Origin of the sequence: Saccharothrix sp. ALI-22-I, from assembly GCF_001984175.1 — a bacterium.
Lineage (GTDB): Bacteria > Actinomycetota > Actinomycetes > Mycobacteriales > Pseudonocardiaceae > Actinosynnema.
Genome location: NZ_MTQP01000065.1, coordinates 52,280 through 76,763, shown reverse-complemented (window position 1 = coordinate 76,763; position 24,484 = coordinate 52,280). Strand labels below are relative to the sequence as shown.

Genomic DNA, 24,484 nt, shown 5'->3' with positions numbered 1-24,484 from the left:
AGTCGATGGTTCAGTCGATGACGAGATCGATGAGGTAGGGACCGTCGTGCGCCAACATGGCGTCCACGGCGCTGTCCACCTCGTACAACTTCTCCACCCGGCGCCCCGGCACACCCAGCGCCGCGGCCATGTCCGCGAAACCGATCTCCGGCTTGGACAGGTCGAACGCGGCCGGGTAGTTGTGCGGCGACATCCCCAGCTCCCGCCAGTACTGCTCGATGTTCAGGTCGAGCAGGTGGTAGCGGCGGTTGTTGCAGATGACGAACTTCGCGCCGATGCCGTACCTGGCCGCCGTCCACAGCGCCTGGAACGTGTACATCGAGCCGCCGTCGCCGGTGAACGCCACCACCGGTGACTCCGGCCGGGCCAGCTTGATGCCCAGCGCGCCGGGGATGCCGACGCCGAGCGAACCGCCGCGGGTCTGGAAGAACCGGCCGGCCTGCTGCGGCGGCAGGTGCTTGGCCAGCGGTGCGGACGCGGTCAGCGCCTCGTCGAACACCACCAGGTCCTCCGGCGCGCGACGGGCCAGCCGCCGCACGAACCGGTCCAGCACCGTGTCGTCCTGCAACGACGGCTCGGGGTGGAGCGGACGGCCCCGCGGCACGTCCAGCGGCGTGGTGTTGTTGGGCCGCTGGCGGTTCAGCTCCTTGCCGAGCGCGGCGAGGGTGAGCTTGGGGTCGGCCACGATGCCCACCGTCACCGGGTGGTTCTTCGCGATCTCGTAGCTGTCGAGATCGACGTGCACGATCTTGGCGTCCGGTTTGAACGGGCTCGCCAAGGACGGGAAGACCTCGGGGAACACGTACGTGCCGACGATCAGCACCGAATCGGCCTCGGCGACCACCCGGGCGCTGTCCGCGCCGAACATGTGGCCGAGCTGACCGCCGTAGAGCGGGTGCGTGGCGTCGAAGTTGAACTCCGAGGAGTTCACCCCCCACACCTTCGCGTCCAGCGCTTCGGCGACCGCGGTCAGCTCGCCCTGGGCCCCGCTGGTGGCGACGCCGTCGCCCATCAGCACCAGCCGGCGTCGACCGGCCAGCAGCGTGGTGGCGGCCTCCGCCACCAGCGAGGTCTCCGGGAGCACCCGGGTGTTCGGGATCGGGGTCGGGAACACCGGTTCGGTGGTGATCTCGTCCAGCACGTCGGCCGGCACGACCACCAGCACCGGGCCGCGCGGCGGCGTCATCGCGATCTTGATCGCCCGGCGCAGCACCCGCAGCGTGGACGACGGGTCGAGGACCCGCGTCGCGTACTTCGTCACCGGCTCCGCCATGGCGACCAGGTCGGCCGCCATCTGCCCGTCCATGGCGTCGTAGCGGATGCCCGCCTCGCCGACGACCACGACGAGCGGCGAACCGCCGCGCTTGGCCTGGTAGAGCATGCCGATGCCGTTGCCGAGCCCGACCCCGCTGTGCAGCTGGACCAGGGCCGGTCGCTGTGAGGCCCGCGCGTAGCCGTCCGCCATGCCCACCGCGACGCCCTCGTGCAGCGCCAGCAGGTACTCGACGTCGAACTCGCCACCCGCGTCCAGGAACCCCTGCTCGACGGTCCCCGGGTTGCCGAACATGTACTCGATGCCGTCGGCCGCGAACTGCTCGAAGATGGCGACCTTTCCTGGCCTGCCGTTCATGCTGTGTCCTCTCCCACCGGGTCTCTCTCCTACCGGGTTCCGCCCCTTACCAGCCGTACCGGCGCAGACCGTTCTCCAACGTCTGCACCAGGAGCTCGCCCGCCAGGATCGAGTCGGGCGTGGAACGGGCGGTGATGAACGGGTAGTCGACGATGACCGAGGTCTCCTTGCCGACGTTGCCGTGGAAGCGGCCGACCGGGCCGGTGGCGTCGCGCAGGATGTACTCCAGCGGGTACGGCGGCGGGCCCATGTTGAACTCGACGCCGATGAAACCGGTGCCGTCCTTGTAGTCGTATTCCTTCGGGTGGCCGGTCACGTGCTTGTTCTGGATGATGCTCTCGCGGGTCTCCAGATCACGCGCGAACGCCAGCACCGCGACGCCGTAGCACTCCGCGAGAATGGGCTTGTCGGCGTTCACGAAACCGAGCACCAATTCGTGCAGGCGCTCGTTGTTCGCCATGTCCACGATCGGGCCGGAACCACCGACGAGCACCAGCGCGTCGAAGCTGCCGACCAGGTCGGCGACCGCGCCGTCGAGCCGGCGGTGGTACTCCTCCACCTCGCGCAGGTGGTTCACCGCGCTGTAGTACGGCCGCTCGGGGATGAGGTCGGCCAGGCTGAGCGGGTTGTCCAGCCGGGGCGAAGCGTCCAGCTCACGGGCCCGGCGCGCCATGTCGGGCGTGGTGACCGAGCGGCCCAGCGGCGGGTCGAGGTACTCGGAGTCCAGGCTCGGCGGCAGGGCCTGGGGCCGCTTGCCGTTGGCGGTGAGGAAGGTGGTGCGGTAGCCGGCGGCGTCGAACGCCTCCACCGGGCCGACCAGTTCCTCACCCCAGTAACCGAATTCGGAAAGGACGACCAGCACGCGCTTGGTCATGGTTCTCCTTCAAGAGGAATTTGCGAGGTCTTGCGCTTTTTATCCAACCGTTTTCGGCGTGGTTGGACAAGGAATGCCCGACGATAAGCGGGACTTGACTAGATGATGTCTTCCGACGGGCCGATGACCCAGTTCTCGCGGACCGCGAGGGTGTGCACGTACCGGGGTTCGGTGAACGTGGCGAGGTCGGCCATGGCGCGCTGGAACTCGGGGGTGCGCATGGCGTTGCGCAGTGCGGTCGCGTCGTCGAACCACAGCTGGTAGGCGCAGTCCAACGTGGCCTCGCCGATGCCGTAGGCGCCGTCACGGGTGTGGTTCTGGTAGTAGCGGCGCAGACCGGGCACCTTGGCCATCAGCGACGCGTGCGCGTCCTTGCTGTACTGCCGGAACTCGGTGAGCGGCATGCCCTCCTTGCGCTTGACCAGCACGAAGAGCTTGGTGCCCGGCGCGTCGGCGCGCTGCGTCGGCCCGGGGACCACCACGTGCGCGTCGGTGTCGAGCACGAGCGTGCGCCAGAACGCGGCCCAACGCGGCTCGTCCAGCCGGGCGCCCTCCAGGAACTCCGGCGTCTGCAACGACGCCAGCTGCTCCTCCTCGTTGGCCAGCCAGATCTCGGCCACACCGGACCAAAGCGGCTCGGGCTCGTCCAGCGACAGCTCGATCCTGGTGTCCACGGCGTACTGCCGGATTTGCGGGATGCGGCTGGCGTACCGGACCGCGTGCTCCTCCACCCAGTACCGGTGGAACTCCTGCTCGCTCATGCCCGGCCGGGGGTAGGCGAAGATCAGCTGGTGGATCATCGGCTGGTCTCCGCCTCGGTAGGGCGGTAGCGGTTGGCCACGTCCTCGGCGAAGCCCAGGTAGTCGCGCAGCGGCCAGACCACCTCGAACTCCAGGTACTCGCGCATGGGCAGCCGGTACACCGCCCGGTCCAGCTCCTCGGCGGACTCGACGTCCACCACGCCGATGACCCGCTTCTGGCCCGCGACCTTCCACAGGCCGACGGCGAAGCCGGAGTTCAACGTCTCCTCGGCGTGCCGGGTCTCCTCCTCCTCGATCTCCCACAGCTCGTCGAGGCTGATTCGGCCCTCGTGGACCCACTTCATCTGGACGTAGAAAAGCATTGTTGTGCCGTCCTCTCGTGCTCGGTCAGCCCGCGTCGCGGATGGCGCGGGTCAGGTCGTGGTCGGCGCCGAAGCTGTCGACGGCCATGTCCAACGGCGTCTTGCCGTCGTGGCCGACGAGGTCCAGGCGTGCACCGGCGTCGAGCAGCACGCGGGCGCAGTCCTCGTAGCCGTGCCACAGGGCGTCGTGCAGCGGCGTGTAACCGTTGGTGGCGCCTTGGAAGTCGATGTCCACGCCCGGCGTTTCGACCAGGACCCGGGTGATGTCGGCGTGTCCGTTGTAGACGGCCTTGTGCAGCGGCACCGCACCGAAGGTCGGCTCGGTGGCGTTGATGTCGGCGCCGGCGGCGATCAACGCGCGGACGATCTCGATGTGCCCGTCGCGGCTGGCCACCAGCAACGGCGTGTGCAGGTCGTTGAAGCCGTTGAGCACCGGGTACCGGGCGTCCACCTCGGCGCCGTCGGCCAACAGCACCTGCACGGTGACCAGGTCGCCGGCGGTGGTCGCGGCCATCAGCTTCTGCCGCTGCACCGCGCGCTCGTCGGCTTCCATCCGCCGCTTGAGCAGCGCCTCGGCGGCGAGCAGCTTCTCTCGGCCGCGCGTGTTGACGTTGAGCTCGTACTCGAAGTGCTCGCGCATGGAGAACCCGTAGTGCGTGGACAGGTTCAGGCCCGCGTCGCGCTCCAGGAGGTACCCGACGATGTCGGGCCACTTGAACCACAGCGCGTCCATCAGCGGCGTGTGACCGGTGGTCGCGGCCACCGCGTCGACGAACGCGCCCGCCTCGACCAGCAGCTTCACTGTCTCCAGGTCACCGCCCTGCACCGCCTTGTGCAACGCGGTGGCGCCGGCGGCGCTGTCGGCGGTGTAGACGTCGGCGCCCGCGTCGATCAGCAGCCGCACGAGGTCCGCGCTGCCCTTGCCGGCCGCGATCATCAGCGGCGTCAGGCCGTCCGCGCCGCGGGCGTTGACGTCGACCCCGTTGCGCAGCAGGCCGCGCACCTCGTACAGGTCGTCCCGGCGGACCGCGTTGAGCAGCAGAGTGCGCACGGCGTCACTCATGGGAATACTCCTTGACTGGATGTCTGGGCACGGCCTGCTTCTCCGCTGTGGCAAGGAGAATCGGAGGCTTCGTACCCGGGAACGACACCCAGTCAACCGGCGTGCGGGTGGAGTCGACAAGCAACCGCGGACGACTAGCTCAACTTGACGTGGTGCGCGACGGCCGTTCGCGCACCGCGTTTTCCACGATCAGCGCTCGGAAACGTCCACTTCGGACAGCTCGCGGACGACCGCGGCGAAGGCTGCGGCCAACGGGTTCGTGCTGGCGGCGGGCCGGGCGAACGCGATGCGCAACGGCGGCACGTCGGTGATCGGCCGCCACACCAGGTCCGGGCGGGCGTAGTAGGTGGCCATCGACTGCGGGCCGATGCAGATCGCCACGTTCGCGGCGACGTGCTCCAGCATCTCCTCGACGTTGTCGTTCTCCGGTCCCCACACCGGCTCGGAGCCGTCCGGCCGCGGGTTGACCGCCCACCAGTCCACCCAGTACTTCGGCGCCTTGCGGGTCCACATCAGCGGTTCGTCGCGCAGGTCGAGGATGCTCACGCTGTCCCACGACGCCAGCCGGTGCCCGGCCGCCAGCCCCACCATCCGCTGCTCCACCGCGACGATCTCGGTGTGCAGGCCGGTGGTGTCCGCGGGCAGCCACAGGAACGCCACGTCCACCAGGCCGTCGCGCAGCGCGGCGACCTCGCCGCCCCAGTCGAAGCGCTTGGGCTCGATCGTCACGTCCGGGTGACGTGCGGCGAACGCGGTGCGCGCCCTGGTCGTCAGCGGTCCCGCGCCGGTGGCCTCGAACCCGATGCGCAGCACCCGTGACTCGACCGCCGCGATACCCCGCGCGACGCGCTGGGCGGCCTGCCAGTCCGCGATGAGCGTGCGCGCCAGCGGCAGCAGCGCCTCGCCGACCGGCGATAACCGCACCTCGCGGCTGGTGCGCTCGAACAGCGTGATGCGCAGGTCGGATTCGAGTTGCCGGATCTGCCGGCTCAGCGCGGGCTGTGAGACGAACAGCTGCTCGGCCGCGCGGGTGAAGCTCAACTGCTCGGCAACCGCGACGAAATAACGCAGGACGCGGGTGTCGACATCCATGTCCGGGGCTCCCTCGGTGAACGATCTATGCGGCCAGCGTATGGCCAGGAGTCTTGGACTTCGGTGAAGTCCGGGTGCTTTCTTGATCGTGCAGCACAGCTGGTTCACGACCAGGAGGGCCCATGAGCGTCAACGCACCACCACCCACTCCCACCGGCTCCGCGTCGTCACGAGTGTGGTTCATCACAGGCAGCTCGTCGGGCCTCGGCCGGGCGATCGCGGAACAGGCGCTCGCCGTCGGCGACACGGTGGTGGCCACCGCGCGCAAAGTCGAATCACTCGCCGAGCTGACCGCGATCGCGCCCGACCGGGTGACACCCCTGCGGCTCGACGTCACCAGCGGTATCGAGATCGCGAACGCCGTGCAGGACGCCATCACCTGGCACGGCCAGATCGACGTGCTGGTGAACAACGCGGGCCACGGTTTCGTCGGCGCGGCCGAGGAGACCCCGGACGCCGAACTGCGCGAGATGATGGACGTGCACCTGCACGGCCCGGCCGCGTTGACCCGCGCGGTGCTGCCGCACATGCGGGCCCGCCGCACCGGGGCGATCGTGCAGATGTCGAGCATGTCGGGCCAGGTCAGCTGGCCCGGCCTGGCCGCCTACTCCGCGGCGAAGTTCGCCCTGGAGGGTTACTCGGAGAGCCTGGCCGCCGAGGTCGAGCCCTTCGGCATCAAGGTGCTGATCGCCGAGCCGGGCGCGTTCCGCACCGCGTTCACGGGGTCCGCGCTGCGCTTCGGCACGGCCATCCCCGACTACGACGACGTGCTGGACCCGGTGCGCAAGATGCTCCGCGAGGTGGACGGCGCGCAGCCCGGCGACCCGGTCAAGGCCGCGGCGGCGATCCAAGCGGCGTTGGACTCCGAGCACACCCCCCTGCGGCTGGCCCTCGGCGCCGACGCAGTGGACGGCATCGGCGAACGCCTCGACCGCGTGCGGGCCGAACTGGAGCAGTGGCAGGCCGTCGGCCGCGCCACCGCGTTCGCCGGCTGAGCCGCGTCGGCCGGTGTGGACGGCCTGTCCGGGCCGGTCACACCGGCTGGTCGAACCCGCACGAAGCCGGGTGCCGCCGTGTCCGGGGTGGACTCGGCGCCCCGGCGGACTTTTCGTGGTCGGGTGGCGAACTATAGCGATGTGTAATGACGACAAGTATTGGACCTGTCCGGGCGCGCGCGCATACGTTTCGTGGTGACGGCGAATCCGGTCCCATCCGGGTTCGTAATCCTCAACCGGGAGCGAGCATGACGACCTCTGAAGACCAGGCCGGAATCTCCGGTGCCGACGCGGTGCGCGGCGCGGGAATCGTCGCGGGAGGTGTGGCGGCCGCGACGCTGCTCGACACCGGTACCGCGAGCGCCGAGTCGGACCAGGTCCACCCGAACGTCCGCCTGATCCAGGACTTCTACGGCGCCTACGGCTCGGGCGACCTGAACAAGTTGCGCCAGTTCTTCGCCACCGACATCCGGTGGACCATCCCCGGCCACCACCCGCTGTCGGGCACCAAGGTCGGCGTGGACGAGGTCATCGCGTTCTTCGGTGAACTCGGCAAGGCCGGTTTCCGCGCCGAACCGATCTCGCTGGCGGTGGACAAGGAGTGGGTCATCGACCTGCACCGCGGCTGGAGCACCAACCCGGAGGGCCTGGACATCACCTGGGCGCTGGCGTTCAAGATCCGCGGCAGGCGCATCGTGGAGGCCATCAACTTCGCCTCCGACCAGCACGCCGCCGACCAGTTCTTCTGGAAGGCCTACAAGCTGGACCGGATTCCCAACCGCCTCGACCTCGGGTAAGCCCCCTCTTCCGCGAACCTCTCCGGCGCCTGGTGGACCAGGTGCCCGGAGGGGTTTTCGTTTGCCCGGAATAAACCGGACAGGCGCGCCGGCGACCAATGGTGACGATTCCTCGAATAGCGATCTATGTCGTGAGCGTATGGGCATGAGTCTTGGACTTCGGGTGCCGCTCGGGTGTTTTCTAGTTCTGCACGAGCGAATCGGCCGTGCGATCCAGAACTCAGACTGACTGAGAGAACCGCCGTGCCCTCACCACGCCAGCCGCGGAGCACCGACTCCGCACCCAGCCGAACCGACCCGCTCCTCCAGCGCGACGGCGGCCACCCCGCCGGGACCGCGGCAGGACGAGCCCACCGGTTCGCGCCGGCAGGCGTGCGCGGCACCGTGCCCGCCACCGGCTGAGCGGGCACACCTCACCGTCTCCCGCACGGCGTCCTGCCGCCGTGCCGAAAACCTTGGAGCACCACATGTCAACCCACGTCGACCCGGTCGGCACCGGCATACCCAAGTCCGATCCCGAGCCCAAGTGGCTCGCCGTCATCGTGTTGGCCGCCGCACTCGCGCTGGACACCAGCAGCGTCGCCGTGGTCAACGCCGCGCTCCCGGTCATCGGCCAGGACCTCGGCATCGGCAGCAACGGTCTGCAGTGGACGATGACCTCCTACGCGGTCACGTTCGCGGGATTCCTGCTCTTCGGCGGACGGGCGGCCGACGTGCTCGGCCGGCGCCGCGTCTTCACGTTCGGCGTCGGCCTGTTCACCGTCGCCACGATCGTGGCCGCGATCGCCCCTGAAGCCGAAGTGCTGATGGTCGCCCGCGCGCTCCAGGGCGTCGGCGCCGCGCTCTCCGGCCCCGCCTCTCTCGCGTTGCTCACCGAACTGTTCCCGGAAGGCCCGCGCCGCAACAAGGCGCTCGCCGTCTACACGAGTGTCGGCGCTTCCAGCTTCAGCGCGGGCGTGGTGATCGGCGGTGTGCTCACCGACCTGTTCAGCTGGCGGGCCGTGTTCGTGTTCAACGTCATCATCGGGATCGCCGTGCTCGGCGCGATCAAGTCGGTGCTCCCGGCGAGCCGCCGGAAGCCGGAGAAGCTGGACATCGTCGGCGCCACCTCGGTCACCGGCGGTCTGCTGCTCGCGGTCCTCGGTCTGAGCCAGGCCAGCCACAGCAGCTGGACCGACCCGCTCACGCTGGGCCCGCTCGCCCTGTCCGTCATCCTGCTGGTCGGCTTCGTGTTCTGGGAGCGCCGGGCGGCGAACCCGCTCCTCCAGCTGAGCATCTTCCGGGTGCCCTCGGTCTCGGCGGCCACCATCGCGGCCGTCGTCTTCTTCACCGCCGTGCTCGGCGTGCTCTTCTTCGCACCGCTCTACCTGCAAGGACTGCTCGGCTACACGCCACTCCAGTCCGGTCTGGCGATCCTGCCCATGGGCATCACGGTGGTCGTCAGCGCGAACATCGCGGGCCGCGTGATGGCGAAGGTCGGCCAGCGCCCGTTGCTGATCACCGGCCTGCTGCTGATCGCGGGCGGTGTCGGGTTGTGGGCGCTCACCCCGCTGGACGGCAACTACTGGCTGCACGTCTTCCCGGCCGTGCTGGTCATGAGCGTCGGCCAGGGCGTCGCGTTCGCCGGCCTGACCGCCGCGTCGCTGACCGGCGTCCCGCAGCACGAGCACGGCGTCGCCGGCGGTCTGAACGTCACCGCGCAGCAGCTCGGCGGCAGCGTCGGGGTGGCCGCCCTGGTCACGCTCGCCGCGACGGTCACCACCACCGGCGAACCGCAGGACGTGCTCAGCGGCTACCACACGGCCTACTTGGCCTCGATCGGCGCGATCGTGGTCGGCATCGCGTTCATCATCGCGCTGATGCGAGGCACGCGGCGCACCTGACCACCCGGCTCGGGAGCCCCGCGTCGCCTCTACCGCCCCCCCAGGTCGAGGTGCGAGGGGTGTGGGTGCAAGCGGGTCTCCCGTCCGCGTGCACCGAACCCGGCCTTCGGCCCGGAGGTCCTCAGACCTCCGGGCCGGACGGTATTCCCTCTTCCCACCGACACACCGTTACCAAGTGAGGATGCGACATGTACCGACGGATCGGCCTGGCCGCGTTAGCGCTCGTCGTCACGGCGGCGTGCGCGACTTCGAATCCCAGCCCCGAGGACGAGCAGACACTCAGCGCCGTCGCGGCGAGCGCGGAGGCCGCACCGCTCTCGGACGCCGACCGCGCCGCAGCGCCGGAACTGGCGAAACGGTTCATGGAGGCGGCCAACGCGGGCAACTCGGACGCGGTCGCGGCCACGTTCGCCGAGAACGCCCGGTTCGACAGCGTGGGCCGGATCTACCCGTCCCGCAAGGACATCATGGACCGCTTCATCAACCCCGAGGTGATCAAGCCGGGCGGCGAGTACAAGGTCACCGGTGAGAAGTGGGAGGGCAACCGCTACCGCGTCGACTACGACTACTCCACCGGTTACGGCGGCACGGAGATCTTCTACTACGAGTACCTGGTCCGCGACGGGCTCATCCAGGACGTCGTCGGCCGCTACTCCTCGTAGGCTCCGTGGCCTCGTAGATCGATCGCACGACGGAACCCCGCCCACGCCTCACGAAGGCGTGCGGCGGGGTTCCGTGCTTCTTCGGCATGTTGCCGCAGTCGCCGCCCGTTCCTCGTGTCCGATGTGGATCGCTGTCAGCCTGGGAGCAGGGAGATCTCCCACCGCTGAAAGGCAATCAACATGAACAACAGGCGTATGGACACCCGCAAGATCGTGGAGGACTGGTTCGGTGCCATCGGACGCGGGGACGCGGCCGGGATCATGGCCGGCCTGTCCCCGTCCGTGGTGCTCGAACTGCCACAGGACCAGTGGAACGCGGTCATCCCGTACCTGGGCACGCACGTCGGTTTGAACGAAGTCGCCGAGGCGTTCCGCATCCGCAACGAGACCACCGAGGTGCTGGACTACGGCCTGCGCGGCCTGTTCGTGGACGGCAACACGGCCTGCGCGGTCGTCTACACCAAGGGCAGGCACACCCGTACGAAGGTGCTTTTCGAGATCGAGGACATGCACCGGCTGGTCCTGTCCGACCAGGGCAAGATCGCCCACTGGAAGGTCTACTTCGACCCGAACGGCGAGATCAGCGCGTTCAACGCGGACCGCGAGCAGCGCCTGCACGCCGCCGCCGTCGCCGGTGACGTGGACGAGGTGCGCGACCTGCTGTCCTTCGGCGGCGACCCGAACCGGCACGACGAGCGGACCGGTCTGACCGCGCTCCACGCCGCCGCCGCCCGCGGTGACGACACGACGGTCCGCACGCTGCTCAGCGGTGGCGCGGACGTGCTGGTCACCGAACGCTCCGGGCAGACCGCGCTGCACAAGGCCGCCGAGCACGGCAGCACCGAGGTGGTGACCGCTCTGCTCCGCGCCGGCTCCATCGTGGACGCCCCGGTGGCCACCACGGGCCAGACGCCGCTGCACATCGCGGTCCGGCACGGCAACGCCGAGGCCGCCCGCGTGCTGCTGGCCGCCGGCGCCCGCGCGGACCTGGTCGACCACCTCGGCCGCAGCCCGCTGGACCTGGCGCGCGAACTACTCGCGGCGGAAGTCGTGAGTGCGCTCTTCGCGTGAGCCGCACGACGAATCGAGGGAGGGCTGAAATGAGCGGGCGGTTGGTGGTCGACGACGTCACCCCCGAGGTCAGCTCGGGCCGCCACCCGGCGAAGGCCGTCGTCGGCGAGCACGTGCCGGTAGTCGCGACCGTGTGGCGGGAGGGCCACGACGCGGTCGCCGCGACGGTGGTGTGGCGGGGTCCGGGTGATCAGGGTGCGCCGGGGAAGGCCGGCACCGAGATCCGGATGGTTCCCGCGCAGGCGGGGCTGGACCGGTGGCACGCCACCGTGGTCCCGGACCGCGAGGGCATGTGGACCTTCCGCGTGGACGCGTGGAGCGACCCGTGGACCACGTGGCGGCACGCCGTGACGGCGAAGCTCGCCGCCGGGCAGGACGCCGAACAGCTGGCCAACGACCTGGAAGCGGGGGCACGGCTGCTGGACCGGGCCGCGCGCCGGTTGCGCCGGCGGGCCGAACGGCCGTTGCTGCGCGCCGCCGCGGCGACCCTGCGCGAACACGAGTACGGCCTGGCGCAGCGGATCGAGCCCGCGCTGTCCGACGCGGTGCACCGCGTCATGTACGCCAACCCGGTCCGTGAGCTGGTCAGCCGTGGCCGGACGCACCAGATCTGGGTGGACCGCGAGAAGGCGCGGTTCTCCGCCTGGTACGAGCTGTTCCCGCGCTCCACCGGTGGCGTGGACGCCGACGGCAAGCCGTTGCACGGCACGTTCACCACCGCGGAGAAGGACCTGCCGCGCATCGCCGACATGGGCTTCGACGTGCTGTACCTGCCGCCGATCCACCCGATCGGCGAGGTCAACCGCAAGGGCCGCAACAACTCCACGATCGCCGAGCCCGATGACGTCGGCTCGCCGTGGGCCATCGGCTCACGCGCCGGCGGCCACGACGCCGTGCACCCGGAGCTGGGCACGCTGGAGGACTTCCGGCACTTCGTGTCCCGCGCCAACGACCACGGCCTGGAGGTCGCGCTGGACCTGGCGTTGCAGTGCGCGCCCGACCACCCGTGGGTGACCGAGCACCCCGAGTGGTTCACCAGCCGCCCGGACGGCTCGATCGCGTTCGCGGAGAACCCGCCCAAGCGCTACGAGGACATCTACCCGCTCAACTTCGACAACGAGCCACAGGGCCTGTACGCCGAGGTGCTGCGGGTGGTGCGGCACTGGATCGAACAGGGCGTGCGGATCTTCCGGGTGGACAACCCGCACACCAAGCCGCCCGGCTTCTGGCACTGGCTGATCTGGCAGGTCAAGGAGACCGACCCGGACGTGCTGTTCCTGTCCGAGTCGTTCACCCGGCCTGCGCGCGTGCACGGGCTGTCCCGCCTCGGTTTCACCCAGCACTACACCTACTTCACCTGGCGCACCGCCAAGGAGGAGCTGGAGGAGTTCGGCCGCAGCCTGGTCGAGCACGCCGACGAGGGCACGCCGAACCTGTTCGTGAACACGCCGGACATCCTGCACGAGTCGTTGCAGCACGGCGGGCCGGGCATGTTCGCGCTGCGCGCGGCGCTGGCCGCGACGCTGTCGCCGTCGTGGGGCGTGTACTCGGGCTACGAGCTGTTCGAGCACCAGGCCGTGCGCGAGGGCAGCGAGGAGTACCTGGACTCGGAGAAGTACGAGCTGCGGCCCAGGGACTACTCCGGTGACACGTTGCAGCCGTGGCTGGCCCGGCTCAACCGCATCCGGCGCGCCCACCCGGCGTTGCGGCAGCTGCGCACGCTGCGGTTCCACCAGGTCGACAACGACAACCTGATCGCGTACTCGAAGACCGACCCGGACACCGGGCGCGCGGTCGTGTGCGTGGTCACCCTCGACCCCGACCGGCCGCAGGACGGCACGGTCACGCTCGACCTGGCCGCGCTGGGCCTGCCGGACGGCGCCCGGTTCGCGGCCCGGGACGAGGTCACCGGCGAGGTCTTCGACTGGGGCCGGTCCAACTACGTCAAGCTCGACCCGCAGCGGGCGGTCGCGCACATCGTCTCGGTGGGGGAAGTGTGACCAAGCGCGCTCATGTCCAAAAAGCCCAGGCAATGCCCGTCGACAACGAGTGGTACAAGCGGGCTGTCTTCTACGAGGTCCTGGTCCGGGCGTTCAACGACGACAACAACGACGGCACGGGCGACCTGCGCGGGCTGGCGGCCAAGCTGGACTACCTGGAGTGGCTCGGCGTGGACTGCCTGTGGCTGCCGCCGTTCTACGCCTCGCCGCTGCGCGACGGCGGTTACGACATCAGCGATTTCCGGGCCGTGCTGCCGGAGTTCGGCACCGTCGAGGACTTCGTGCACCTGCTGGACGAGGCGCACCGCCGGGGCATCCGGGTCGTCACCGACCTGGTGATGAACCACACCAGCGACGCGCACCCGTGGTTCCAGGCTTCACGGGAAGACCCGGACGGGCCGTACGGCGACTACTACGTGTGGAACGACGACGACCAGAAGTACGCCGACGCGCGGATCATCTTCATCGACACCGAGACGTCGAACTGGACCTACGACCCGGTGCGCGGCCAGTTCTACTGGCACCGGTTCTTCTCCCACCAGCCGGACCTGAACTACGAGAACCCGGCCGTGCAGGAAGCCATGCTCGACGTCCTGCGGTTCTGGCTGGACCTCGGCATCGACGGGTTCCGGCTGGACGCGGTGCCCTACCTGTTCGAGGAGGAGGGCACGAACGGCGAGAACCTGCCGAAGACGCACGAGTTCCTGAGGCTGTGCCGCAAGGTCGTGGACGACGAGTACCCGGGCCGGGTGCTGCTCGCCGAGGCCAACCAGTGGCCCGCGGACGTGGTCGAGTACTTCGGCGACCCGGCGGTCGGCGGCGACGAGTGCCACATGGCGTTCCACTTCCCGTTGATGCCACGCATCTTCATGGCCGTGCGGCGGGAGTCCCGGATTCCGATCTCGGAGATCCTGGCCCAGACGCCGGCGATCCCGGAGCGCGCGCAGTGGGGCATCTTCCTGCGCAACCACGACGAGCTGACGCTCGAAATGGTGACCGACGAGGAACGCGACTACATGTACGCCGAGTACGCGAAAGACCCGCGGATGAAGGCGAACATCGGCATCAGACGACGGCTGGCGCCGTTGCTGGAGAACGACCGCAACCAGCAGGAGCTGTTCACCGCGCTGCTGTTGTCGCTGCCCGGCTCGCCGGTGCTGTACTACGGCGACGAGATCGGCATGGGCGACAACATCTGGCTCGGCGACCGCGACGGCGTGCGCACGCCGATGCAGTGGACGCCGGACCGCAACGCCGGGTTCTCGTCCTCCGATCCGGGCCGGCTGTACCTGCCCGCGATCGCCGACCCGGTGTACGGCTACCAGGGCGTCAACGTCGAGGCGCAGCTGGGCACCACGTCGTCGTTGCTGCACTGGACCCGGCGGGTGCTGGCCGTGCGGCGCGCGCACCCGGCGTTCGGGCTGGGCACGTTCACCGAGCTGACCTGCGCGAACCCCAGCGTGCTGGCGTACCTGCGGGTGCACGGTGACGACACCGTGCTGTGCGTGAACAACCTGTCGCGGTTCCCGCAGCAGGCCGAGTTCGACCTGTCCGATTTCGCGGGCAGCCTGCCGGTGGAGCTCACCGGCGGCGTGGTGTTCGCGCCGATCGAGTCCGACCCGTACCGGCTGACCCTGCCGGGTCACGGTTTCTACTGGTTCGCCATCCACCGCATGGGAGAAGTCCGATGACCCCGGTCCGATCGTCGGCCCCGCTTCCGGCCGAACCGTCGGCTCCGCCGACGGCAGACCTGCGGCCCCGGCTGGAGCGCGCCCTGGCCGCCTGGTTGCCGTGGCAGCGCTGGTTCGGTGGGAAGGGCCGCCCGGTCGACGGTGTCGACGTCGAGCAGACCACCGAACTGGTCGACCGGCGCGCGTCCGGCGGTCCGCTGGGGCTGCTGGTCGTGGCGTCGGTGCGGTTCGCCGACGGCGGCCCGGCCGAGCGGTACCAGGTGCCGATCGGCGTGCGCTCCACGTTGCCGGACCAGCTGGCGCCCGCCGTGCTGGCCGGGTTCGACGGGTGCGTCGTGTACGACGCGACCGGTGATGCCGAGCTGAACTCCGTGTTGTTGCAGCTGATCGGGCAGCGGGCGCGGCGGGGTGATCTTTCGTTCACGCCGGAGCCGTCGTTCACCGGGTCGAGTCGGCGCGGGCTGGTCGGCCGGCCGATCGGGGCCGAACAGTCGAACACCTCGATCGTGTACGCCGACCGGTACATCCTCAAGCTGTACCGGCGGGTCGCGGCGGGGCTGAACCCGGACCTGGAGGCGCACCGCGCGCTGCGCCGGGCCCGGTCGCGGCACATCGCCACGCTGCTCGGCGCGGTCGAGGGTTCGGTGGACGGCGCGCCCGCCACGTTCGGCATGCTGCAAGCGTTTGCGGCGAACGCGGCCGAGGGCTGGGCGATGGCGATGACCAGCGTCCGGGACCTGTTCGGCGACACCGCCGCACCGCCGACCGACGCCGGTGCCGATTTCGCCGCCGAGGCGCGGCGGCTGGGCGGCGCGGTGGCCGCGGTGCACGCCGATCTGGCGCGGGAACTGGGCACGGACGTGGTCGACGCGCGGTCGTTGAGCGACGGGATGACGGCGCACCTGGAGTCGGCGCTGGCGGTGGTGCCGGAGTTGGCACCGCACGCCGACCGCTTGCGGGCCGCGTTCGCCGCAGTCGCTTCGGTGCCAGGTGGGATGCCAGGTCGAGCGACGGGCGGGTTGCCTGGCGGGGTGCCGAGCAGGGTGCCGGTGCAGCGGGTGCACGGTGACCTGCACCTCGGGCAGGCGTTGCGGACGCCGTCGACCTGGTTGCTCATCGACTTCGAGGGTGAGCCGGCCGCGCCGATCGCGGAACGGGTCGCGTTGCAGTCGCCGTTGCGGGACATCGCGGGCATGTTGCGGTCGCTGGACTACGCGGCGCAGCACCAGTTGCGGCTGTTCAACCCGGCGCCGGAGCTGCGCCGGCGGGCCCGGCAGTGGACCACGCACAACCGCTCGGCGTTCATCGCGGGGTACGCGGAGGTGGCCGGGTTCGACCCCACCGGTCCGCTGCTGACCGCGTTCGAGCTGGAGAAGGCCGTCTACGAGACGGTGTACGAGACCCGCAACCGGCCCGACTGGGTCGACATCCCGCTGCGCGCGGTGCGGCGGCTGGTGGGCCAGGAGGCCGACGATGACCGTTGAACTGTCCGTTGTGGACCTCGGGGCGCCGGACCCGGACGCGGTGGACCGGCTGCTCGCCGGAACCCACGCGAACCCGCACCAGGTGTTGGGCGCGCATCCACGGCCCGCCGGTGCGGTGGTGCGTGCGCTGCAACCCGGCGCGGCCGAGGTGACGGTGGTGACCTCGGCCGGTGAGCGGTTCGGGTTGGGGCGGTTGCGGGACGGGCTGTTCTCCGGTGTGGTGCCGGTGCGGTTGGCGGACTACCGGTTCGAGGTGGTGTCCGCCGACCGGATCGAGCTGGTGGACGACCCGTACCGGTGGCTGCCCACGGTCGGTGAGCTGGACCTGTACCTGATCGGCGAGGGACGGCACGAGCGGTTGTGGGAGGTGCTGGGCGCGCACCCCCGTTCGCTGGGGGGTGTGTCCGGCACGGCCTTCGCGGTGTGGGCGCCTCACGCGTCGGGCGTGCAGGTGTTCGGGTTGCCGATGCGGCGGCTGGACGCCGGGGTGTGGGAGCTGTTCGTACCGGGTGTGGCGGCGGGCGCGGAGTACCGGTTCCGGGTGCTCGGTGCGGACGGGGTGTGGCGCGAGAAGGCCGACCCGATGGCGTTCGCGGCCCGGTTGCCGGAGTCGGTGGTGCACACGTCCGTCCACGAGTGGGGCGACGATTCCTGGTTGGCCGCGCGGTCGGCGACCGACTGGTCGCGTGCACCGGTTTCGGTGTACGAGGTGCACTTGGGGTCGTGGCGGCCGGGGTTGGGGTACCGGGAGTTGGCCGTCGAGCTGGCCGACTACGTCACCGAGCTCGGGTTCACGCACGTGGAGCTGCTGCCGGTGGCCGAGCACCCGTACGGCGGGTCGTGGGGCTACCAGGTGACGTCGTACTACGCGCCGACCTCGCGGTTCGGTTCGCCGGACGATTTCCGGTATTTCGTGGACGCGCTGCACCAGCGCGGTATCGGCGTGATCGTGGACTGGGTGCCGGCGCACTTCCCGCGTGACGAGTGGGCGTTGGCGCGGTTCGACGGGACCGCGCTGTACGAGCACCCCGACCCCCGGCGCGGCGAGCACCCGGACTGGGGCACGTACGTGTTCGACTTCGGGCGGCCCGAGGTGCGCAACTTCCTGGTGGCCAACGCCCTGTACTGGGTGGAGGAGTTCCACGTCGACGGGCTGCGGGTGGACGCGGTGGCGTCCATGCTGTACCTGGACTACTCGCGGCCCGAGGGCGCGTGGGAGCCGAACGTCCACGGTGGACGGGAGAACCTGGAGGCGGTGCGGTTCCTCCAGGAGTTGAACGCGACCGTCTACAAGCACCACCCCGGGGTCGTGATGATCGCCGAGGAGTCCACCACCTGGCCCGGCGTGACCCGGCCGACCGACCACGACGGGTTGGGGTTCGGGTTCAAGTGGAACATGGGCTGGATGCACGACGACCTGCGGTTCTTCGGGCTGGAACCGGTCGATCGCGGGCCGCGCCAGGACGAGATCACGTTCTCGTTGAGCTACGCGTGGAGTGAGAACTTCGTGCTGCCGCTGTCGCACGACGAGGTCGTGCACGGCAAGGGGTCGTTGTGGCGGCGGATGCCGGGGGACGACTGGAACAAGGCGGCGTCGCTGCGGTCGTTGTTCGCGTTCATGTGGGCGCACCCGGGCAAGCAGCTGCTGTTCATGGGCGGGGAGTTCGGGCAGCGGGAGGAGTGGTCGGAGTTCGGGCTGGACTGGCACCTGCTGGACGCGCCGGCGCACTCGGGCGTGCGGCGGCTGGTGGCGGACCTGAACCGGGTCTACCGGTCCACGCCCGCCCTGCACAGCCGGGACACCAGCCCGGACGGGTTCACCTGGGTGCACGGGTCGGACCTGGTGTTCGCGTTCCTCCGGCACGGTGAATCGCAAGGTGACGTGGTGGCGTGCGTGGCGAACTTCGCCGGCGTGCCGCGTCCGGATTACCGCATCGGGCTCCCGAAGGCGGGCCGGTGGCGTGAGGCCGTCAACACGGACGGCGGCGACTACGGCGGGTCCGGGGTGGGCAACCTCGGCGAGGTGGTCGCGGAGGAGGTGCCGTACCAGGGTCAACCCGCTTCGGCGGTGCTCACCCTGCCGCCGATGGGCGTTTTGTGGCTGATGCCCGATACCTATACGGATGTGTAATCGCGGCAAGTATTGGACCTGTCACGCTCGGCGACCATACGGTCGGGGTGTCAACGAATTCCCATACCCCGATGGGATTCGTGACCCCTCAACCAGGAGTGAGCATGACGACGGAAGACCCTGCAGGCGTGTCCCGTGCCGATCTGCTGCGCGGTTTCGGGTTGACCGCGGTGGGGGTGGCGGCAGGCTCGTTGCTCGGCGCCGGTACCGCCACCGCCACCCCGGGCAGCCAAGACCACCCGAACGTCAAGCTGATCAAGGACTACTACGCCGCCTACGGGTCGGGTGACCTGAACAAACTGCGCCGGTTCTTCGCCAACGACATCCGCTGGACCATCCCCGGCCACCACCCCCTGTCCGGCACCAAGGTCGGCGTCGAGGAGGTGGTGGCGTTCTTCGCCCAACTCGGCAAAGCCGGCTTCCGCGCGGAGACGATCTTCCTGGCCGCCGACGGCGACTGGGTCGTCGACCTGCACCGCGGTTGGAGCACCACCCCGGTGGGCTTGGACATCACCTGGGCCCTGGCGTTCCGCATCCGCGGCCGGCGCATCGTGGAAGCCGTCAACTACGCCTCCGACCAGCACGCCGCCGACCAGTTCTTCTGGAAGACCTACAAACTGGCCCGAATCCCCGACCGCCTCGACGGCCGCTGACGTCGTCACGTCATCGCGCGTCGTCGCGCGGGCAGGTCACGCCTCCTGCCCGCGCGACCACGTCGCCGGGTCGGCGGCCGTCTGGACGTTCCGGCAAAGAAATCGCCCGCCGGCTCGGAAGCCGACGGGCGATCGCGGAAGAACGACTATCAGCGCAGCGAAGTGACGATCCGGTCCACGGCCGCACCCAGCTTGGCGTACTTCTCGGTGTACAGCACCGGGAAGACGCCGGGCCGGTCGGCGGGGCGGTAGGTGTCGACGTAGTCGGTGCCCAGGTTGGAGAACGCGACCACGATGTAGTTGCGCTTCTTCTTGCCCGGCAACGACTTCACGATGCCCGCGTCACTACCGGTCGTGTCGACCCAGCCGGTCTTGTGACCGAAGGTCACCTCGGCGACGGCGTCGCACGGGCGCACGTCGCTGTCGTACACGGCCGCACCGACGGTCATCGTGCCGTCGGCCTTGACCCAGCGCGACGGCGTGACCTGCGGGATGCCCTGGACCGGGTAGTCGCGCCCGCAGTGGTTGGTGGTGGACAGCATCTCGTTGTGGCCCTGGTCGCCCAGCGACTTCAGGAACTGGCGACGCGACGACGCGCTCAGCTCGTTGCGGGTGACCGACTTGCCCGCGTCGGTCGTCCACAGCGTGCCGTAGCCGCCGTTGACCAGCAGGAGCAGCTTCGCGGTGTCGATGCTGCTCATGTTCGACCCGATCCACCGGCCGCCGTTGCCCGGGTTGGTCCCGGTCACCATCAGCGTCGGCATGCCGAGGTCCACGAACATCTGGTTGACCTCGTTCCACGCGCCCAGGTCGTGGATCATCTTGATCAGCGCGCAGGTCGACTCGTTCTGCGACTTGGTGATCATCTCGTCGAAGTGCTGCCGGATCACCTTGCTGGACGCGCCGCCGCACGCCGGGTTGATCGTCACCGGCTGGTAGTCGTAGACGGCGTCGAGGTTCACCCGACCCGCGTCGGCCAGCCGCAGCACGCCGAAGCCCACCATCAGCTTCAGCACCGAGGCCGGGTACGGCGAGGAGAAGTCGATGGGCGCCTTCTCCCGGCCGGCGAGCACGTCAACGGTGCCCTGGCCGCCGTTGACGTCCCACTCGGTGTCGTCCCACCACCGGTAGCGCACCTGGTCGGTGGACAGCTTCCGCTTGTTCAGCGGCACCACGACGCCGTTCGGGTACTGCGGGCTGAGCAGCACGTCGGCCATCGCGATCGGCCGGCCGTAGCTGTCCAGCTCGATCACCGCGAGGTCCATGTTCGGCATCTGGTGGATCGGCCGGCCGGCGGCGGCGCTCGACGAGGCCGACAGCTCGGCGGCCATCTCCTCGGCGGGCACCGAGTCGTACTTCTCCGGCGCGCCGGCGCGGGACGTGCCCGCCCGGGACGTGCCCTCCCCGGACGACGCCGTCATCTGCTCCGGCGGCGTCAGGTCGATGACGTCCTTGAAGTCCTGCGCGACCACGGCCTGCCGCAGCGACTCGGCGAGGCGAGCGCTCACATCGTCGCCGGCGCTCGCCGTCGACACCGTCGTCATGGCGCTGACCAGCGTCGTCGCTCCGACCAGAGCGGTGGCGGTCAGCAGCCTACGTCGGAAAAACCTCATAGAGCTCCCCCGAAAGTGGATCTGTCTGCAGCCACCGACCGTAGTGCATTCGTGGCGGATGGGTGACTGGCCCCCGGGAAATTCCGACATTAGCGGAACGTCGTCAGAAACTGGTCACGGAACGCGTTCATCGGGCTGACTGGGGCCTGCGGACCGGGCTTGAGGCCGTCGTTCCAGCCCCAGTCAGCGGTCCGGTCCAGCACGGCCTTGTCACGGGTCACGATCGTGATCGGCACGTCCCGGCTCGCGTCCGCGCCCGTCACGAACTGGGCGGGCTGGTGGTCACCCAGGAACACCAGCACGAGGTCGTCGTCGCCGTAGTTCTCGACGTAGGACACGAGCGTGTTCACCGAGTACTCGACGGACCGCGCGTAGTCGGCCCGCACCACCGAGGGGTCACGGCCGAAGATGTCCTCCATCGGGGCCTCGCCCGACTGCATCGAGTTGTACACCGAGCCGTCACCGACCTCGTCCCACTCGATCGTCGACGCCTGGGGCGACCACGGCGCGTGGCTGGACAGCAGCGGGATCGCCGCCATCACCGGATCGTGTTCGGCATCGCGCTCTTTGCGCTGGAACATCGACATCGTGTACTGGTCGGGCATGGTCGTGTAGCCGAACCGGGGCCCCCGGTAGCCGAGGTCGTCGAACGCGTAGATCCGGTTGTAGTCGAAGAACTCGCCCTCCGGCCAGGTCTTGACGATGCCCGGCATGACGCCCACCGAACGCCAGCCCGCGTGCCGGAACGCGCCGCCCAGCGTCAACCGGTCGCTGGCCAGCAGGGTGCGGTAGCGCTGCTGGTTGTCGATCCACAGGCCGGACAGCAGGGTGGCCTGGGCGAGCCAACTGCCGCCGCCCGCCGTCGGCGAGGTGAGGAACGCGCTGCGCGAGCCGTACCCGGCCTCGGCCAGCCGCCGCGTGCCCTCGTCGAGCATCGCGCCCACTTTCGGACCCATCTCGGGGTGCTCCACCGCTGAACGCCCGTAGCTCTCCACGAACGCCAGGACGACGTCCTTGCCGCGCAAAGCGGTCAGCATCTGGTCGGCCGGGGTGTCGCGGAACGCGTCCACGGCCGCCTCCGCCGCGAACTGCTCCTTGTCACGCAGACCGGCCCGCACCTGACGGGCGTGGTCGTAGACGAACTCCGCCGTGCTGTGCGACGCGATCGGCACACCCGGCGCGACCTCCAGCCCCGGCGCGGCGACCGAGATCCACACGACCGCGAGCACCGCGACCACACGCGTGACCACGGGCCGGTGACGACCCACCACTCCGGTCAGCCGCAGCGCGGACCGTGTCATCAGGAACACCACCACGACCGCCAGCAACACCGCCGACACCACCACCGCGATCGCCGCGAACCGCCCCGAGGTCACGTCCACGTAGTCGATCGCGGGCGTCAGCAACGGCCAGTCGAGCACCAGGTCGAACGGCCGGTCGAGCACCTCCTCGAAGCCGATGTCCAGCACCTTCACCACGAGCAGCACCCCGAGCCCGAGCCCGCCGACCAGCGCGACGACGCGTCGCGCGCGTTCGGGCAGCACGAGCACCAGCACCACGGCGAGCAGCCCTTCCACCGGGATGCGCAGGAACTCGACGAGCGCGAACCGGTCGTAGTCCCTGGGGACGACCAGCGCGAACGACACGAACAGGGCGGCCAGGACGGTCAGGACGATCGCCACGACCCGACGGACGCGATGATCCACAACACCCTCGGCCATGCCGTCCTCCGCGATTCGTGCCAACCCCTATGAGTAGAACGCGCGCACACCTGCCGGTGGTTCAGGGGTGGGTACGGTAGACGCGTGAATCGCCCGTATGTCCTGCTCAGTGTCGCGGTCAGTGTGGACGGTTACATCGACGACCGGGGTGCGGAGCGGTTCCCGCTGTCCAACGCCGAGGACTTCGACCACGTCGACCGGGTGCGCGCGGAGTCCGGGGCGATCCTGGTCGGCGCCGCGACGATCCGCCGGGACAACCCTCGACTGCTGGTCAACAGCGCCGAACGACGTGCCGCGCGGGTCGCAAAGGGACGTTCCGAGTACCCGTTGAAGGTCACCGTGACCGGCAGCGGTGATCTGGACCCGTCGCTCAAGTTCTGGCACCACGGCGGCGACAAGCTCGTCTACACCACGGATTCCGGCCGACCACGTGCTCAAGCGGCGGTCGGGGACCTGGCGGACGTGGTGTCCCTCGGCCCGGCCATCGACTTCGGCGTGCTGCTGGACGACCTCGGTGAGCGTGGCGTGGACCGGCTCATGGTGGAGGGCGGCGGCACGATCCACACCGCGTTCCTGTCCGCGGGGCTGGCCGACGAGGTCCGGATGGCCGTCGCCCCGATGCTGATCGGCCAGGCCAACGCGCCGCGGTTCGTCAACCCGGCCGAGTTCCCGGGCGGCCCGGCCCGGCGCTTCCACCTGGAGGACGTCACCAAACTGGGTGACGTCGCCGTGCTGCGCTACTTCCCGAAGGACTGAAGCAACGCCCGGACGGTGTCGCGGCGGAACCACGCCACCACGGCGGCCAATGCGAGCAGGGTCGCGGGCAGCACCGCGCCGTCCGTGTCGCCCAGGATGAACAGCTCCGTGGCGACCGCTCCCGCCATCACGCCTACCAGGCCCAACGCAGCGAGCCCGCACAGGCGCGGTACGAGCAGGCCGAGCGCGCCCGCGATCTCCAGCACACCGGTGACGTACCGCAGCCACTGCCCGAAGCCGATCTTGTCGAACTTGCCCACGAAGCCGTCACCGAGCAGCGACATCCCGCTGTAGACGAAATACGCGGCCAGCAGCACCTGCAACGCCCACAGCACGACGTTCCCGACCGTCTGCGCGACGCTCATCCGAGGCTGGACAGTTGCGTCAGGCATGGCTGACTCCCTTCACCGACGCTGAAGCGTTGCGCCACAGCCACGCGATGTCACGGCCGAACGACCAGATGAGCGAGGCCAGCGCCAGTCCTACCAGGACACCGGCGTACGGCACCAGCCCGGACGCGGCGACGACGAGCACGATCCCCTGCACGGCAGCCACCACCTTGCGCGCGTAGCTCGCCGGCAGAGCACTCCGCAACCAGCCCAAACCCCAGGAAGCCGCGACGAACGCGTACCTCAGGGCACCCATCACCAGCACCCACGGCCCGAACGACAGGGCGACGTGCACGCTCAGCACCAGGATCAGGAACGCGTCGACCTCCATGTCGAACCGCGCACCCATGGCCGAAGACGTGCCCGTGCGACGTGCGACCTGGCCGTCCACGAAGTCCAGTGCGAGCGCAACGCCGGCGAACACGACGAGGACCGCTGTCTCACTGGTCCCGCCGGCCACCAGCGCACCGTCCGCCACCAGCGCCGTTACGCCGCCGACCAGGAGCCCCCTGGCGAGCGTGACGCGGTCGGCAGGCCCGAGCACGCCGCGCGCGGACCGCTGCACGGCACCGCTCAGCAACGCCTGGGTGGCGACTGCGTAGGCGATGCCCACGAGCCAGCCCAGCACGCCGAGTCCGACCGTGGCCTCCAGCACGGCGAGCAGGAGCACTTGGACGCCTGCCCACGCGACAGGTTCTGTGTTGAATTGCGCTGTGTTGGATTGCGCCGCCTCCGGCGTCGCGGGCTCGGTCACCTGGAAGTCGACCGCTCGTGCCTCGTTTTCCGACGATCGAAGAGCGTGATCGCCGGAAAACGAGGCACGAACGACCGACGCGACCTCGCGGGTGCGGGTCAG

21 protein-coding genes are annotated in these 24,484 nt (G+C 69.7%); 11 read left to right on the top strand and 10 right to left on the bottom strand.

The features are described from left to right. Window positions 1-10: 10 nt before the first annotated feature. The 6 genes from ALI22I_RS27170 to ALI22I_RS27145 form a co-directional block, all read right to left on the bottom strand. Window positions 11-1,630, bottom strand: coding sequence for a thiamine pyrophosphate-binding protein (locus tag ALI22I_RS27170; protein ID WP_077008387.1), 1,620 nt, complete (start codon window positions 1,628-1,630; stop codon window positions 11-13). 46 nt (window positions 1,631-1,676) lie between these two features. Then, on the bottom strand, window positions 1,677-2,504 hold the full coding sequence (locus ALI22I_RS27165; RefSeq protein ID WP_077008386.1) for a type 1 glutamine amidotransferase domain-containing protein: 828 nt from the start codon (window positions 2,502-2,504) through the stop codon (window positions 1,677-1,679). Between the two features lie 98 nt (window positions 2,505-2,602). Continuing rightward, on the bottom strand, window positions 2,603-3,304 hold the full coding sequence (locus ALI22I_RS27160; protein WP_077008385.1) for an EthD domain-containing protein: 702 nt from the start codon (window positions 3,302-3,304) through the stop codon (window positions 2,603-2,605). After that, complete coding sequence (locus ALI22I_RS27155) at window positions 3,301-3,627, bottom strand: muconolactone Delta-isomerase family protein (RefSeq protein ID WP_077008384.1); 327 nt, start codon at window positions 3,625-3,627, stop codon at window positions 3,301-3,303. Before ALI22I_RS27155 ends, ALI22I_RS27160 begins: the two co-directional genes overlap by 4 nt. A 25-nt stretch (window positions 3,628-3,652) precedes the next feature. Further along, window positions 3,653-4,690 (bottom strand): ankyrin repeat domain-containing protein, encoded by a 1,038-nt coding sequence (locus ALI22I_RS27150; protein ID WP_083752043.1) that lies wholly within the window; start codon window positions 4,688-4,690, stop codon window positions 3,653-3,655. Between the two features lie 189 nt (window positions 4,691-4,879). Then, window positions 4,880-5,782: a LysR family transcriptional regulator gene (locus tag ALI22I_RS27145; protein ID WP_077008383.1), complete on the bottom strand. Its 903-nt coding sequence runs from the start codon at window positions 5,780-5,782 to the stop codon at window positions 4,880-4,882. Window positions 5,783-5,904: 122 nt separating this feature from the next. On the opposite strand from ALI22I_RS27145, the gene ALI22I_RS27140 reads away from it, so the two are divergent. The 10 genes from ALI22I_RS27140 (at window position 5,905) to ALI22I_RS27095 (ending at window position 19,149) form a co-directional block, all read left to right on the top strand. Beyond that, window positions 5,905-6,777, top strand: coding sequence for an oxidoreductase (locus ALI22I_RS27140; protein ID WP_077008382.1), 873 nt, complete (start codon window positions 5,905-5,907; stop codon window positions 6,775-6,777). Window positions 6,778-7,025: 248 nt separating this feature from the next. Next, window positions 7,026-7,574 (top strand): nuclear transport factor 2 family protein, encoded by a 549-nt coding sequence (locus tag ALI22I_RS27135; RefSeq protein ID WP_083752042.1) that lies wholly within the window; start codon window positions 7,026-7,028, stop codon window positions 7,572-7,574. Window positions 7,575-8,041: 467 nt separating this feature from the next. Continuing rightward, window positions 8,042-9,457 (top strand): MFS transporter, encoded by a 1,416-nt coding sequence (locus ALI22I_RS27130; RefSeq protein WP_083752041.1) that lies wholly within the window; start codon window positions 8,042-8,044, stop codon window positions 9,455-9,457. Window positions 9,458-9,645: 188 nt separating this feature from the next. Beyond that, window positions 9,646-10,119 (top strand): nuclear transport factor 2 family protein, encoded by a 474-nt coding sequence (locus tag ALI22I_RS27125; protein ID WP_077008381.1) that lies wholly within the window; start codon window positions 9,646-9,648, stop codon window positions 10,117-10,119. 180 nt (window positions 10,120-10,299) lie between these two features. Next, window positions 10,300-11,190 (top strand): ankyrin repeat domain-containing protein, encoded by an 891-nt coding sequence (locus tag ALI22I_RS27120; protein WP_083752040.1) that lies wholly within the window; start codon window positions 10,300-10,302, stop codon window positions 11,188-11,190. Between the two features lie 29 nt (window positions 11,191-11,219). Then, window positions 11,220-13,190 (top strand): maltotransferase domain-containing protein, encoded by a 1,971-nt coding sequence (locus tag ALI22I_RS27115; RefSeq protein ID WP_077008379.1) that lies wholly within the window; start codon window positions 11,220-11,222, stop codon window positions 13,188-13,190. Then, on the top strand, window positions 13,187-14,881 hold the full coding sequence (gene treS, locus ALI22I_RS27110) for a maltose alpha-D-glucosyltransferase (protein WP_077008378.1): 1,695 nt from the start codon (window positions 13,187-13,189) through the stop codon (window positions 14,879-14,881). Before ALI22I_RS27115 ends, treS begins: the two co-directional genes overlap by 4 nt. Continuing rightward, entirely contained in the window at window positions 14,878-16,365 is a 1,488-nt protein-coding gene (locus tag ALI22I_RS27105; RefSeq protein ID WP_179118378.1) for a maltokinase N-terminal cap-like domain-containing protein, read from the top strand. The genes treS and ALI22I_RS27105 overlap by 4 nt, the downstream gene beginning before the upstream one ends. Further along, window positions 16,355-18,496, top strand: a complete 2,142-nt coding sequence (gene glgB, locus ALI22I_RS27100; protein WP_077008377.1) for a 1,4-alpha-glucan branching protein GlgB — start codon at window positions 16,355-16,357, stop codon at window positions 18,494-18,496. Before ALI22I_RS27105 ends, glgB begins: the two co-directional genes overlap by 11 nt. Window positions 18,497-18,600: 104 nt before the next feature. Beyond that, entirely contained in the window at window positions 18,601-19,149 is a 549-nt protein-coding gene (locus ALI22I_RS27095; protein ID WP_077008376.1) for a nuclear transport factor 2 family protein, read from the top strand. A gap of 149 nt (window positions 19,150-19,298) precedes the next feature. On the opposite strand, the gene ALI22I_RS27090 is transcribed toward ALI22I_RS27095, so the two are convergent. Together ALI22I_RS27090 and ALI22I_RS27085 are read right to left on the bottom strand one after the other, a co-directional pair. After that, entirely contained in the window at window positions 19,299-20,762 is a 1,464-nt protein-coding gene (locus tag ALI22I_RS27090; RefSeq protein ID WP_077008375.1) for a serine hydrolase, read from the bottom strand. Between the two features lie 89 nt (window positions 20,763-20,851). Next, window positions 20,852-22,483 (bottom strand): sulfatase, encoded by a 1,632-nt coding sequence (locus ALI22I_RS27085; protein WP_238598592.1) that lies wholly within the window; start codon window positions 22,481-22,483, stop codon window positions 20,852-20,854. A gap of 84 nt (window positions 22,484-22,567) precedes the next feature. Here ALI22I_RS27085 and ALI22I_RS27080 point away from each other — a divergent pair, with 84 nt between their 5' ends. Then, window positions 22,568-23,239 (top strand): RibD family protein, encoded by a 672-nt coding sequence (locus ALI22I_RS27080; protein WP_077008374.1) that lies wholly within the window; start codon window positions 22,568-22,570, stop codon window positions 23,237-23,239. Here the strand turns inward: ALI22I_RS27080 and ALI22I_RS27075 are convergent. Continuing rightward, window positions 23,221-23,631 (bottom strand): DoxX family protein, encoded by a 411-nt coding sequence (locus ALI22I_RS27075; RefSeq protein WP_083752037.1) that lies wholly within the window; start codon window positions 23,629-23,631, stop codon window positions 23,221-23,223. The two genes, ALI22I_RS27080 and ALI22I_RS27075, sit on opposite strands and share 19 nt — an antisense overlap. Beyond that, entirely contained in the window at window positions 23,624-24,298 is a 675-nt protein-coding gene (locus tag ALI22I_RS27070; RefSeq protein WP_238598591.1) for a CDP-alcohol phosphatidyltransferase family protein, read from the bottom strand. The genes ALI22I_RS27075 and ALI22I_RS27070 overlap by 8 nt, the downstream gene beginning before the upstream one ends. Window positions 24,299-24,484 lie beyond the last annotated feature (186 nt).

Coding starts and splice junctions, on each gene's coding strand:
- ALI22I_RS27075 (WP_083752037.1), bottom strand. CDS start 23,631: ATGCCTGACGCAACTGTCCAGCCTCGGATGAGCGTCGCGCAGACGGTC.
- ALI22I_RS27145 (WP_077008383.1), bottom strand. CDS start 5,782: ATGGATGTCGACACCCGCGTCCTGCGTTATTTCGTCGCGGTTGCCGAG.
- ALI22I_RS27125 (WP_077008381.1), top strand. CDS start 9,646: ATGTACCGACGGATCGGCCTGGCCGCGTTAGCGCTCGTCGTCACGGCG.
- ALI22I_RS27130 (WP_083752041.1), top strand. CDS start 8,042: ATGTCAACCCACGTCGACCCGGTCGGCACCGGCATACCCAAGTCCGAT.
- ALI22I_RS27165 (WP_077008386.1), bottom strand. CDS start 2,504: ATGACCAAGCGCGTGCTGGTCGTCCTTTCCGAATTCGGTTACTGGGGT.
- ALI22I_RS27155 (WP_077008384.1), bottom strand. CDS start 3,627: ATGCTTTTCTACGTCCAGATGAAGTGGGTCCACGAGGGCCGAATCAGC.
- ALI22I_RS27135 (WP_083752042.1), top strand. CDS start 7,026: ATGACGACCTCTGAAGACCAGGCCGGAATCTCCGGTGCCGACGCGGTG.
- ALI22I_RS27140 (WP_077008382.1), top strand. CDS start 5,905: ATGAGCGTCAACGCACCACCACCCACTCCCACCGGCTCCGCGTCGTCA.
- ALI22I_RS27105 (WP_179118378.1), top strand. CDS start 14,878: ATGACCCCGGTCCGATCGTCGGCCCCGCTTCCGGCCGAACCGTCGGCT.
- ALI22I_RS27115 (WP_077008379.1), top strand. CDS start 11,220: ATGAGCGGGCGGTTGGTGGTCGACGACGTCACCCCCGAGGTCAGCTCG.
- ALI22I_RS27160 (WP_077008385.1), bottom strand. CDS start 3,304: ATGATCCACCAGCTGATCTTCGCCTACCCCCGGCCGGGCATGAGCGAG.
- ALI22I_RS27170 (WP_077008387.1), bottom strand. CDS start 1,630: ATGAACGGCAGGCCAGGAAAGGTCGCCATCTTCGAGCAGTTCGCGGCC.
- ALI22I_RS27085 (WP_238598592.1), bottom strand. CDS start 22,483: ATGGCCGAGGGTGTTGTGGATCATCGCGTCCGTCGGGTCGTGGCGATC.
- ALI22I_RS27150 (WP_083752043.1), bottom strand. CDS start 4,690: ATGAGTGACGCCGTGCGCACTCTGCTGCTCAACGCGGTCCGCCGGGAC.
- ALI22I_RS27120 (WP_083752040.1), top strand. CDS start 10,300: ATGAACAACAGGCGTATGGACACCCGCAAGATCGTGGAGGACTGGTTC.
- glgB (WP_077008377.1), top strand. CDS start 16,355: ATGACCGTTGAACTGTCCGTTGTGGACCTCGGGGCGCCGGACCCGGAC.
- ALI22I_RS27095 (WP_077008376.1), top strand. CDS start 18,601: ATGACGACGGAAGACCCTGCAGGCGTGTCCCGTGCCGATCTGCTGCGC.
- ALI22I_RS27090 (WP_077008375.1), bottom strand. CDS start 20,762: ATGAGGTTTTTCCGACGTAGGCTGCTGACCGCCACCGCTCTGGTCGGA.